This window comes from Streptomyces sp. NPDC057963 (genome assembly GCF_042887155.1).
Lineage (GTDB): Bacteria > Actinomycetota > Actinomycetes > Streptomycetales > Streptomycetaceae > Streptomyces.
This window is the reverse complement of the sequence record NZ_JBHVPX010000008.1, coordinates 207,310-219,708: the sequence shown is the minus strand read 5'-3', so window position 1 is coordinate 219,708 and position 12,399 is coordinate 207,310. Positions and strand designations below refer to the sequence as shown.

Genomic DNA, 12,399 nt, shown 5'->3' with positions numbered 1-12,399 from the left:
CGCCCGTACGGGCCCGTACACTGGCCTGAGCGAGAGGCGTGGATGGGACGAGTAGCGTCGTACGCAGCCAGGAGCGACCCGGGGACGGTGGAAGCCCGGGGGCGAGCGCGTCGTGAAGATCACCCGGAGCCGTCGGAAGAACGCCGCAAGGCCAGTAGAACCGGCATCGCGACCCCAATGAGGGGGCCACGGGCACACACCCGGGGCCAAGGAGGGTGGTACCGCGGGAGTCGATGAGGCTCTCGTCCCTCCGACGGAAGTGGAAAACGTCCGCCGGAGGAAGTCCGCCCATGACATCGCCGCAGTACCGCCAGGTACCCGCCCAGGTCGACCTTTCCGCGCTGGAGCACGCCGTGCTCGATTTCTGGCGCGAGAGCAAGGTCTTCGCCAAGAGCCTCGAACAGTCCGAGGGCCGCCCCGAGTGGGTCTTCTACGAGGGCCCGCCCACCGCCAACGGCATGCCCGGTGCCCACCACATCGAGGCCCGCGTCTTCAAGGACGTCTTCCCCCGCTTCCGCACCATGCAGGGCTACCACGTCGGCCGCAAGGCCGGCTGGGACTGCCACGGTCTGCCGGTCGAGCTCGCGGTCGAGAAGGAGCTGGGCTTCAACGGCAAGAAGGACATCGAGGCGTACGGCATCGCCGAGTTCAACGCCAGGTGCCGTGAGTCGGTGACCCGCCACACCGACGCGTTCACCGAGCTCACGACCCGAATGGGCTACTGGGTCGACCTCGACGACGCGTACCGCACGATGGACCCCGAGTACGTCGACTCGGTGTGGTGGTCGCTGAAGGAGATCTTCAACAAGGGCCTGCTGGTCCAGGACCACCGCGTCGCCCCCTGGTGCCCCCGCTGCGGCACCGGCCTCTCCGACCACGAGCTCGCGCAGGGGTACGAGACGGTCGTCGACCCGTCGGTCTTCGTCCGCTTCCCCCTCACCTCCGGCCCGCTGGCCGGCGCCGCCTCGCTCCTCGTCTGGACGACCACGCCCTGGACCCTGGTCTCCAACACCGCCGTCGCCGCGCACCCCGACGTCACCTACGTCGTCGCGACCAACGGCGAGGAGAAGCTCGTCGTCGCGCAGCCGCTCGTCGAGAAGGCACTGGGCGAGGGCTGGGAGACCACCGGCCAGACCTTCACCGGCCGTGAGATGGAGCGCTGGACGTACGAGCGCCCGTTCGCCCTGGTCGAGTTCCCCTCCGAGGCGCACTACGTCGTCAACGCGGAGTACGTGACGACCGAGGACGGTACGGGTCTGGTCCACCAGTCCCCCGCCTTCGGCGCCGACGACCTCCTCGTCTGCAAGGCCTACGGCCTCCCGGTCGTGAACCCGGTCCGCCCCGACGGCACCTTCGAGGAGGATCTGCCGCTGGTGGGCGGCGTCTTCTTCAAGAAGGCCGACGAGGCGCTCACCGAGGACCTGGCCGCCCGCGGCAAGCTCTTCCGGCACGTCCCGTACGAGCACAGCTACCCGCACTGCTGGCGCTGCCACACCGCGCTGCTCTACTACGCGCAGCCGTCCTGGTACATCCGTACGACCGCCATCAAGGACCGGCTCCTCGAAGAGAACGAGAAGACCAACTGGTTCCCGGACTCGGTCAAGAACGGCCGCTTCGGGGACTGGCTGAACAACAACGTCGACTGGGCGCTGTCCCGCAACCGCTACTGGGGCACCCCGCTGCCGGTCTGGCGCTGCGAGGACAGCCACCTCACCTGCGTCGGCTCACGCGCCGAGCTGAGTGAGCTCACCGGCACCGACCTCTCCGGCCTCGACCCGCACCGCCCGTTCATCGACGAGATCACGTTCACCTGCTCGCACGAGAACTGCCAGCTGGAGGCGTACCGCGTCCCGGAGGTCATCGACGCCTGGTACGACTCGGGCTCGATGCCGTTCGCCCAGTGGGGCTACCCGTACAAGAACAAGGAGATCTTCGAGAGCCGCTACCCGGCGCAGTTCATCTCGGAGGCCATCGACCAGACCCGCGGCTGGTTCTACACACTGATGGCGGTCGGCACGCTGGTCTTCGACAAGTCGTCGTACGAGAACGTGGTCTGCCTGGGCCACATCCTCGCCGAGGACGGCCGCAAGATGTCCAAGCACCTCGGGAACATCCTTCAGCCCATCCCGCTCATGGACCAGCACGGCGCGGACGCGGTGCGCTGGTTCATGGCGGCGGGCGGCTCCCCGTGGGCGGCACGCCGCGTCGGCCACACGACGATCCAGGAGGTCGTCCGTAAGACCCTCCTGACGTACTGGAACACGGTCGCCTTCCAGGCCCTGTACGCCCGTACGTCCGGCTGGGCGCCGTCCGCGGCCGACCCGGCCCCGGCGGACCGCACGGTCCTGGACCGCTGGCTGCTGAGCGAGCTGAACGCGCTGGTGGACCAGGTCACGCAGGCTCTTGAGGGGTACGACACCCAGCGCGCCGGCAAGCTCTTGTCCGCTTTCGTCGACGACCTGTCCAACTGGTACGTGCGCCGCTCGCGCCGCCGCTTCTGGCAGGGCGACAAGGCGGCGCTGCGCACCCTGCACGAGGTCGTCGAGACGGTGACCCGGCTGATGGCCCCGCTGACCCCGTTCATCACCGAGCGGGTCTGGCAGGACCTGGTCGTTCCGGTCGCCCCGGACGCCCCCGAGTCGGTCCACCTCGCCACCTGGCCGAAGGCCGACCTCGCGGCGATCGACCCCACGCTGTCCAGCCAGATGGCGCTGGTGCGCCGCCTGGTCGAGCTGGGCCGGGCCACCCGCGCCGAGTCGGGCGTCAAGACCCGCCAGCCGCTGTCCCGGGCCCTGGTCGCGGCGGCCGGCTTCGAGGCACTCTCCACCGAGCTGCACGCCCAGATCACGGAGGAGCTGAACATCTCCTCGCTGGCCTCCCTCACCGATTCCGCCGCTGGTCCGGCGGGCGGCGGCTCGCTCGTCGACACCACCGCGAAGGCGAACTTCCGGGCGCTCGGCAAGCGGTTCGGCAAGGGTGTCCAGGCGGTGGCCAAGGCGGTCGCGAACGCCGACGCGGCGGCCCTGTCGCTGGCCCTGCGCGAGGGCACGGCCTCCGTCGAGGTGGACGGCGAGACGGTCACCCTCTCCCCCGACGAGGTGATCATCACCGAGACGCCGCGCGAGGGCTGGTCGGTCGCGTCCGACTCGGGCGCGACGGTCGCCCTGGACCTGGAGATCACCCCGGAACTGCGGCGCGCGGGCCTGGCCCGTGACGCGATCCGCCTCATCCAGGAGGCCCGCAAGAACAGCGGCCTGGACGTCGCGGACCGCATCGCCGTCCGCTGGACGTCGGCCTCCCCCGCCACGGTGGAGGCCCTGACCGAGCACGCGGCCCTGATCGCGGACGAGGTCCTGGCCCTGGACTACGCGCAGGGCGAGGCGGACACGGCGTACGGCGCCCCGTTCGAGGACGAGGGCCTGTCCCTGACGTTCCGCCTCCGCAAGACGGAGCAGTAGAACCCCAGCGCATCGAGGCCCGCCCGGAACAGGCGTTCCGGGCGGGCCTCCTGCATGCTCCCGGCCGTGTCCGGCCCCTCCGGTCTTTTGAGAGCGGGGTTCTGGGGCGAAACCCCCCGGTTGTCCGAAGGGGCAGCAGCGGACGAGCCCGCCGCAGGCCGCCCCACCCGCACCTTTCTCACGCCCACGGCAAAAGGGCCGGGCCCCGGGGAAACCCCCGGGGCCCGGCCCTCAGCCTGCCGACGGCTACGCGCTCACCGCGCGCACCCGGCTCAGTTGTCGTCCTCGTCGATCAGGAACCCGCGCATCGGCGAAGGAGCCTGCTGCATCGGCTGCGGCGCCTGCGGCCGCACCGGCGCCATCGGCTGGGTCATCGCCGGCGACATCTGCTGCTGACCACCGTACGAGGGCCCACCGCCCATGGACGGGTTGCCGCCCATCTGCGGGTTGCCGTGACCGCCGTGGTTGCCGCCGGCCATGGAGTGGCCCATGGCACCCGCACCGGCCGGGGCCAGCGAGGGCGACGGCGGCAGCGAAGCGGTCGCCGGGGTCCGCGGCGGCGCCAGCGAGTCGTCGGCCTGGGTCTCCAGCTGACGCAGCTGGCTCTCCAGGTAGGACTTCAGCCGGGTCCGGTACTCGCGCTCGAAGCCCCGCAGGTCCTCGACCTTGCGCTCCAGCGTCGCGCGGGCCGACTCCAGCGAGCCCATCGCCACGCGGTGCTTCTCCTGCGCGTCCCGCTCCAGCGCGTCCGCCTTGGCGCGCGCGTCGCGCTCCAGGCCCTCGGCACGGCTGCGCGCCTCGCCGACGATCTTGTTGGCCTCGGAACGGGCCTCCGCGATCGCCTGGTCGGCGGTCTGCTGCGCGAGCGAGAGGACACGGGCGGCGCTGTCGCCGCCGGGGGCCTGACCGGGCTGCTGCATCTGCGGCGGCTGCTGCATCTGCTGCATCTGCTGCTGCGGGGCGTGACCGCCCATGGGGCCGCCCATCGGGCCGCCCATGGGACCGCCCTGCATCGGACCGGGGCCGTGCGGGCCCTGCGGGCCGGGGCCGTGCGGGCCCTGGGGACCAGGACCGTGACCGCTGGGACCGGCGGGCAGCTGCGGAGCACCACCGGGCAGCTGGGGGGGACCCATCTGCGGGGGCTGCTGCTGGACCGGCGGACCCGATATGGCGGCGGGCACCGGTGCCCCGGGCCGGTCCTGCGGCTCCGGCTTGCGCATCCCCTGCTGCTGGTTCTGCGCGGCGGCACGCGTGGCGGCGGCCAGCTTCGCGCGCAGGTCCTCGTTCTCACGGAGCAGGCGGGTCAGCTCGGACTCGACCTCGTCGAGGAAGGCATCGACCTCGTCCTCGTCATAGCCTTCTCGGAGGCGGACGGTCGTGAACTGCTTGTTCCGCACGTCCTCAGGAGTCAGCGGCATCTCTTCTTCACCTCTACGTAGTCGTCGGCAGTCGGCAAGACCGTATCGCTCACAGCCTGATCACGATGTTGATCAAGATGTAGACGATGATCATCAGAACGAAGAAGGACAGGTCGAGTGCCACGCCCCCGAGACGCAGCGGCGGGATGAACCGCCGCAGAAGCTTGAGCGGTGGATCGGTGATCGTGTAGGTGGCCTCAAGTATGACCACCATCGGCTTGCCGGGCTGCCATGAACGCGCGAACTGGAAGACGTAGTCCATGACCAGCCGGAAGATCAGCACGATGAGGAAACACATCAGCGCGATATAGACAACCTGCAGTGCGACGCCCATTTCGCGCTTCCCTCTCCCCTGGCTCTCGTAGCTCCGGCCCTACGGCCGGGTTGTTCCCGGTGTCGTGTTCTCAGCTCTGGTTGAAGAATCCGCCCTCAGCAATGCGGGCCTTGTCCTCCGCCGTGACATCGACGTTAGCAGGCGACAACAGGAACACCTTCTGCGTCACGCGCTCAATGCTGCCATGGAGACCGAAGACGAGTCCTGCGGCAAAGTCGACAAGTCGCTTCGCGTCCGTATCGTCCATCTCTGTGAGATTCATGATCACCGGAGTGCCCTCACGGAAGTGTTCCCCGATGGTACGGGCCTCGTTGTAGGTCCTGGGGTGCAGCGTGGTGATGCGGTAGGGCTCCCGCTCGGACACGACCTTGGGCATGATCACCGGTGCGTTCTTCTCCATGTTCGGACGTTCAGGTGTGATGGATGCCACGGGTGCGATTCGGGCGGGTCGCTCCCTTTCCGCCGGGATCTGGACCGGCTCCCGCTGCGCGGGAGGCTGCACCACTCGCACCGGTTCGTCCCGTTCCCGGTCGCGCTCCACCTGATGCGCGGGCTGGTGCCGCCGCCGGTCGCGCTCGGGCTCCGGCTCGGGTTCGAATTCGTCGTCGGGGTCGAACCCCGGACCGTCGTACCCATCGTCCTCCACGAGGCCGAGGTAGACCGCCATCTTGCGCATCGCGCCGGCCATGCTCTGAGTCCTCCGCTCTGTGGTGGATCGGCATCTGTCACCAAGTGCCCCGCGATCCACTGAGGCCTGCCCGCCATAGGCGGGAATGACCATATTTTCTGCTGTGGTCCGACCTGCTTGGCGACGTTACCCGAGCCTCGGTCGGACTCCGAGTACCGCCGTACCGACGCGCACATGTGTCGCTCCGGCCGCGACGGCGTCCTCGAGGTCCGCGCTCATCCCTGCGGAGACCATGTTCGCAGCAGGATGGTTCCCGCGCAGGCGGGATGAGAATTCCATCAGCCGGTCGAAGGCGGCGCGTTGCCGTCCCGCGTACGGTCCGGCGAGCGGCGCGACGGTCATCAGACCGCCGAGCCGCAGCCCGGGCGCGGCTTCGACCGCCGCGGCCAACTCCTCGATCCCGTCCGGCGCGACGCCGCCCCGGTCGCCCCGCTCACCGCTCTCCGCGTCGAGTGCGACCTGGATGAGGCAGCCGAGTTCACGCCCCTCGCGCACGGCTGCCGCCGAGAGGCCCGTGACCAATTTGGTCCGATCCACCGACTGTACGACATCGGCATAACTCGCCACAGAACGAACCTTATTCGTCTGCAATTGACCGACAAAGTGCCATGTGAGCGACAGATCCGCACATTCGGCTGCCTTCGGCGCTGCGTCCTGGTCACGATTCTCCGCGACATGACGCACACCGAGTTCATGCAGAATCCGCACATCGCTCGCGGGGTAGGTCTTGGTGACCACGATGAGGGTCACTTCTTCCCGCTTGCGGCCGGCGGCGATACAGGCGGAAGCAATGCGTTCCTCCACCCGTGCCAGATTTTCGGCGAGTTGAGTCTTACGGTCCGTCATGCCCTATCAGTCCAACCAGACATATCCGGCGAGCCGCCCGGTGGTGCGGTCGCGGCGGTACGAGAAATGGTCGCCCGATTCGAGAGTGCAGACCGGCGACGCCTGACGGTCCTTCACCCCGAGGGCTTCGAGCTGGGCGTGGACCCCCGCCGTGACATCCACGGCCGGGGTGCCCCAACTGGTCTCGGACCAGGAGGCCGGGACGCTCTCGGCGACCTCGGCACGCATCCCGGACGGGACCTCGTAGCACCGCCCGCAGACCGCCGGTCCGGTACGGGCGATGATCCGGGAGGTCTCGGCGCCGAGTCCGGCCATGGCCTCGACCACGGCGGGGACGATTCCGGCGACCAGACCGGGACGGCCCGCGTGCGCCGCCGCCGCGATCCCGGCGACCGGGTCGGCGAGCAGTACGGGGGTGCAGTCGGCAGTGAGCACGGCGAGCGGAAGTCCGCGCCGGGCCGTCACCACCGCGTCCACCGCGGGGATGTCCGAAGCGTCTCCCCACGAGCCGTCGACGACCGCGACGTCCCGCCCGTGCACCTGGTTCATCCAGACGACCTGCGCCGGGTCCAGGCCGAGAGCCCGCGCGGCGCGCTCCCGATTGGCCAGAACGGCGGCGGGGTCGTCTCCGACCGCGCCGCCGAGGTTGAGCTCCTCGTACGGAGCGGCGCTCACCCCGCCCCACCTGTCGGTGAAGGCGAAGTGCGCGCCGCGGCCCCCCGAGGTTTCCGAGGACACTGCGTGATGCGGGCCTATCACTTCAAGAAGTCCGGAACATCCAGCTCTTCGGCCTGGGAGTCCTGGTAGGGACGGGCCGGCGGGATGTGCGGCGGAGTGACCGGCGGCAGGTGGCTCTCGCCGACCGCCGGTACGGGCTCGGCCTGGACCGGAGACTCCTCGCGCGGGAGCACCGAGCCCAGTCCGCCGGTCTGGCGCAAGGGCTCGGCGGCCCGGACCGGCGGAGCCGGCTCTTCGCGCTTGGTGGAGTTCGCGCCCAGGACGTTCTCCCGCCGGGCCGGCGGCTGTCCGCCGTCGAAGCCCGCCGCGATCACGGTGACACGGACCTCGTCGCCCAGTGCGTCGTCGATGACCGCGCCGAAGATGATGTTCGCCTCGGGGTGCGCCGCCTCGCTCACCAGCTGAGCGGCCTCGTTGATCTCGAAGAGACCGAGGTCGCTGCCGCCGGAGATGGAGAGCAGGACGCCGCGGGCGCCGTCGATGGACGCCTCCAGGAGGGGCGAGGAGATCGCCATCTCCGCGGCGGCCACCGCGCGGTCGTCGCCGCGGGCCGAACCGATGCCCATGAGCGCCGATCCGGCCTCGGACATCACCGACTTGACGTCGGCGAAGTCGAGGTTGATCAGGCCGGGGGTCGTGATGAGGTCGGTGATTCCCTGGACGCCCGAGAGCAGCACCTGGTCGGCCGACTTGAAGGCGTCGAGCACGCTGACCTGGCGGTCCGAGATGGACAGCAGCCGGTCGTTGGGAATGACGATGAGGGTGTCGACCTCTTCGCGGAGCTCGGCGATGCCGTCCTCCGCCTGGTTCGCGCGGCGCCGGCCCTCGAAGGTGAACGGGCGGGTGACCACGCCGATCGTGAGGGCGCCGAGCGAGCGCGCGATGTTGGCAACGACGGGTGCGCCGCCGGTGCCGGTGCCGCCGCCCTCTCCGGCGGTGACGAAGACCATGTCGGCCCCCTTGAGGACCTCCTCGATCTCCTCACGGTGGTCCTCTGCCGCCTTGCGGCCGACGGCCGGGTTGGCCCCGGCGCCGAGTCCGCGGGTGAGTTCGCGGCCGACGTCGAGCTTGACGTCGGCGTCGCTCATCAACAGGGCTTGCGCGTCCGTGTTGATCGCGATGAACTCGACGCCCTTGAGGCCGACCTCGATCATTCGGTTGATGGCATTGACACCACCGCCGCCGACACCGATGACCTTGATGACTGCGAGGTAGTTCTGCGGTGCTGCCACGTCGAAGGCCTCTCGCCTCGAGTTACGTGTCGTCGCTCTGCGGTAGTCCCGCCGCGACGACGGATGCCGATTGGGACGGTCCGAAACGCCGACCCGAACCCTAACGTTGAAGTTTAGGGTTACCAGTGTGTCTGCTTCATGGACTCTTCCGAACAGGACACTAAGTCGACAAGTGGCGCACGTTCAACGAACACGCCGAACCTCCCGTCTTTCTTTTCACCCTATGTGATCACCCGTAGCGAAGACCAACCAGGGTGCTGGCCAGGCCAAATGTCCGTCAACTACCCGATACGACAGGCGCGGTGGGTGCACTCACGTCGAAGTGTCCCGCTTTGGGGGCGGCTTTCATGAGAGCCGTGAGGACTTTCACCTTGACCGGACCGTCCTCGCCACTGCCCCAGATCACCGTGCGGCCCCGGGTGAGCCGCAGGGAGATCGAGTCGTACGAGGTGACCCGTACGACCTTGGTCTCCTCGGCGATTCCGCCCGGGAGCCCGCCCGCGACCCGGACCGCTTCCCGCACCAGCCGGGCGCTGCCGAAGCGGCGCAGACTCGCGGACTGATCAGGCGTCAATTCCAGCAGGGGTACCTGTCCGGGCGATTTGTCCAATGTTGCGAAGCGCACGCCTTTCGCGTCCACTTCAATGAACTTCGTGTCCTTTTTCATCAACAGGACCGGCTGTCGTTCGGTCACCTTAAGTCCGATTCCGTGCGGCCATGACCGTACGACATCCACCGAGTCGATACGCGGCAGCTTCTGGCGCAACCGGTCGGCGATGGCGTCGGTGTCCACGGAGATCAGCGGGGCCCCGATCGGTACCGCCGCGGCGGCCTCCACCTCGGCCGGTGTCAGCACGTCGACACCGGTGGTCCTGACCTGTTCGGCCCGGAACCAGGAGGAGCCGTAGAGCGCCCAGACGGCACCGGCGCCGAGCAGCAGCACCAGCACGCCGATGACGACCAGTCGTCTGCGACCGGTCAGGCTGCGCCCCTCGGGACGCGGGCGCGGCGGGCGGGCCGAGGAGTCCTCCTGCTGCGCTGCGCCACGCTGGGCGGTCGTCGGTCCGGCCACGCTCGCTCCTTATGCCGGGTCCGGGGGCACCACCCCCGGACCCGCCCGCCTCACGCGTTGCGGCGTGCGGCGATCGCCTCGTACACCATGCCGACGAGCAGGTCGTCGGCGTCCCTGCGGCCGAACTCGGCGGCGGCGCGGGACATCTCGTACAGCCGGTGCGGATCCGCGAGCACCGGCAGGACGTTGCCCTGCACCCACTCGGGGGAGAGCGCCGCGTCGTCCACCAGCAGACCGCCGCCGGCGTTGACCACCGGCTGGGCGTTGAGCCGCTGTTCGCCGTTGCCGATGGGCAGCGGTACGTAGGCGGCGGGAAGCCCGACGGCGGAGAGTTCGGCGACGGTCATCGCACCCGCGCGGCAGAGCATCATGTCGGCCGCAGCGTACGCGAGGTCCATCCGGTCCACGTACGGTACCGGGATGTAGGGCGGCATACCGGGCATGTTGTCGACGCGCGGCAATTCGTTCTTCGGGCCGACCACGTGCAGGATCTGGATCCCGGAGCGCTGCAGCAGCGGGGCGACCCGCTGGACCACCTCGTTGAGGTGGCGGGCGCCCTGCGAGCCGCCGGAGACCAGCAGCGTCGGCAGGTTGGGGTCGAGGCCGAAGGCCGCACGCGCCTCGGGACGAACCCGGGCCCGGTCCAGGGTGGCGATGGTCCGGCGCAGCGGGATGCCGATGTAGCGGGCACCGCGCAGCTTGCTGTCGGGGGTGGAGACGGCGACCCCGTGGGCGTACCGGGAGCCGATCTTGTTGGCCAGGCCCGGCCGGGCGTTGGCCTCGTGGACGACGATCGGCACACCGGCCCGCTTGGCGGCGAGGTAGCCGGGCAGGGCGACATAGCCGCCGAAGCCGACCACGCAGTCCGCCCTGGTCCGCTCCAGGATCTGCTCGGCGGCCTTGATGGTGCCGCGCAGCCGTCCGGGGACGGTGATCAGTTCCGGGGTGGGCTTGCGCGGCAGCGGCACGGCCGGGATCAGGGCGAGTTCGTACCCCCGCTCGGGTACGAGCCTGGTCTCGAGTCCGCGCTCCGTGCCGAGGGCAGTGATTCCCACGGTCGGGTCCTGCCTGCGCAGGGCGTCCGCGAGGGCAAGCGCGGGCTCGATGTGGCCGGCGGTCCCCCCACCGGCGAGTACGACATGCACCGAAATTCACCGCTCTCCGGACGGACGCTTCTTGACGCGCCGTCTCATCGTCTTCCATCTCACCCCGGGCCTCCGCATGGCCAGGGCCGCCTTCGCGGCGGGCTCCTCTCGCGCGAACGCGATCAGCAGCCCGACAGCGAACATGGTCGGCAGCAGGGCCGATCCTCCGTAGGAGAACAGCGGGAGCGGGACACCGGCGATCGGCAGCAGGCCGAGCACCGCACCAATGTTGATCACGGCCTGCGCCGTGATCCAGGTGGTCACACCTCCCGCGGCGTACCTCACGAAGGGGTCCTCCGTGCGTCCGGCCACGCGGATACCCGCATAGCCTAGAGCCGCGAAGAGGGCGAGCACCGACAGTGTCCCCGCCAACCCCAGTTCCTCCCCGGTGATGGCGAAGATGAAGTCGGTGTGCGGTTCAGGTAGTTGACCCCATTTTTCCACACTCGCACCGAGCCCGGAACCGAACCATCCGCCGGACGCCAGAGCATAGATGCCGTGCACGGCCTGCCAGCAGGAGTCCCCGGGGCCGGGTTCGCTGGCGCCGATGCAGGCGAGCCTGGACATCCGGTTCGGGCTGGTCTTGATCAGTACGAAGGCGATCACTCCGGCAAAGCCGAGCACCCCGGCGAAGAGCCTGGTGGGTGCCCCGGCCAGCCAGAGCAGCCCGAACAGGATCGCCGTGAGAATGATCGCAGTGCCCATGTCACCGCCGAGCATGATCAGCCCGAGGAGCATGAAGGCGACCGGGACGAGCGGGACGAGCATGTGTTTCCACTGCGCCAGCAGCCGTTTGTCCTGTTTGCGCGCGAGCAGGTCCGCACCCCACAGGACCAGGGCGAGCTTGCCGAACTCGCTGGGCTGGAGCTGGAAGGGGCCGCCCAGGTAGAGCCAGTTCCGGTTGCCGTTGACCGACATCCCTATCCCCGGCACCTGGACCAGCATCATCAGGAAGACGGCGCCCAGGAGCAGCGGATAGGCGAACGCCCGGTGCAGCTTGGCGGGCATCCGGGCGGCCAGCGCCATCAGTCCGGCGCCGATGACGGCGGCGAGGAACTGTTTGCGGAAGAAATAGGTGCCGGGCTTGTCCAGCTCCAGGGCCTTGATCATCGAGGCGGAGTAGACCATCACGAGGCCGAGCACGGTGATCAGCAGGCCGGCGCCCAGGATCAGGTAGTACGCCGTCAGAGGGCGGTCCCAGGCCCGCCGCGCCTGCTCGTACAGCCGTCGTACCCCGCCGCCTCGCGGGGCGCGGGGGGTGCGGGGGGAACGCCCCTTGGAACGGGGTACCGGGGGGCGCCGGGATCCGTTGGCCGACCGGACCCGCAGGGCGGGGCCGAGCAGCGCCGGAGCGGCCGCGCCGGCGAGGAGCGGCGGGGCGAACGCCCGGCTGATCGCCGCGGTGGCCCGTGAGCGGTCCCCACGGGGCGCGGCGGAGCTCTCTTCGGCCGGCATTGTCGCTGTCCCC

General features: G+C 69.6%; 10 protein-coding genes. 1 reads left to right on the top strand and 9 read right to left on the bottom strand.

Annotation, left to right across the window (positions count from 1 at the left end; genetic code table 11):
• Positions 1-290 precede the first annotated feature (290 nt).
• The gene (ileS, locus tag ACFVT1_RS20725) at positions 291-3,458 is read left to right on the top strand and encodes an isoleucine--tRNA ligase (RefSeq protein ID WP_389797394.1); all 3,168 of its coding nucleotides are present in this window, start codon (positions 291-293) and stop codon (positions 3,456-3,458) included.
• A gap of 272 nt (positions 3,459-3,730) precedes the next feature.
• Here the strand turns inward: ileS and ACFVT1_RS20720 are convergent, their stop codons facing one another.
• The 9 genes from ACFVT1_RS20720 to ftsW all read right to left on the bottom strand — a co-directional run bounded on the left by ACFVT1_RS20720 (position 3,731) and on the right by ftsW (position 12,386).
• The gene (locus tag ACFVT1_RS20720; protein ID WP_389797392.1) at positions 3,731-4,876 is read right to left on the bottom strand and encodes a DivIVA domain-containing protein; all 1,146 of its coding nucleotides are present in this window, start codon (positions 4,874-4,876) and stop codon (positions 3,731-3,733) included.
• Between the two features lie 49 nt (positions 4,877-4,925).
• A complete protein-coding gene (locus ACFVT1_RS20715; protein WP_362208410.1) occupies positions 4,926-5,210 on the bottom strand; it encodes a YggT family protein in 285 nt (94 codons plus the stop codon).
• Positions 5,211-5,280: 70 nt separating this feature from the next.
• Positions 5,281-5,898, bottom strand: coding sequence for a cell division protein SepF (locus ACFVT1_RS20710; protein WP_114244064.1), 618 nt, complete (start codon positions 5,896-5,898; stop codon positions 5,281-5,283).
• Between the two features lie 126 nt (positions 5,899-6,024).
• Entirely contained in the window at positions 6,025-6,744 is a 720-nt protein-coding gene (locus tag ACFVT1_RS20705) for a YggS family pyridoxal phosphate-dependent enzyme (RefSeq protein WP_389797387.1), read from the bottom strand.
• Positions 6,745-6,750: 6 nt separating this feature from the next.
• Positions 6,751-7,503, bottom strand: a complete 753-nt coding sequence (pgeF, locus tag ACFVT1_RS20700) for a peptidoglycan editing factor PgeF (protein WP_389797384.1) — start codon at positions 7,501-7,503, stop codon at positions 6,751-6,753.
• Positions 7,500-8,714: a cell division protein FtsZ gene (gene ftsZ / locus ACFVT1_RS20695; RefSeq protein ID WP_389797382.1), complete on the bottom strand. Its 1,215-nt coding sequence runs from the start codon at positions 8,712-8,714 to the stop codon at positions 7,500-7,502. Before ftsZ ends, pgeF begins: the two co-directional genes overlap by 4 nt.
• 277 nt (positions 8,715-8,991) lie before the next feature.
• The gene (locus ACFVT1_RS20690; RefSeq protein ID WP_389797380.1) at positions 8,992-9,786 is read right to left on the bottom strand and encodes a cell division protein FtsQ/DivIB; all 795 of its coding nucleotides are present in this window, start codon (positions 9,784-9,786) and stop codon (positions 8,992-8,994) included.
• A 50-nt stretch (positions 9,787-9,836) separates the two neighbouring features.
• Positions 9,837-10,931 carry an undecaprenyldiphospho-muramoylpentapeptide beta-N-acetylglucosaminyltransferase gene (gene murG, locus ACFVT1_RS20685; protein ID WP_389797378.1) on the bottom strand — a complete coding sequence of 365 codons (1,095 nt, stop codon included), beginning with the start codon at positions 10,929-10,931 and terminating at the stop codon, positions 9,837-9,839.
• 6 nt (positions 10,932-10,937) lie between these two features.
• Positions 10,938-12,386, bottom strand: coding sequence for a putative lipid II flippase FtsW (gene ftsW / locus ACFVT1_RS20680; RefSeq protein ID WP_389797376.1), 1,449 nt, complete (start codon positions 12,384-12,386; stop codon positions 10,938-10,940).
• Positions 12,387-12,399: the final 13 nt, after the last annotated feature.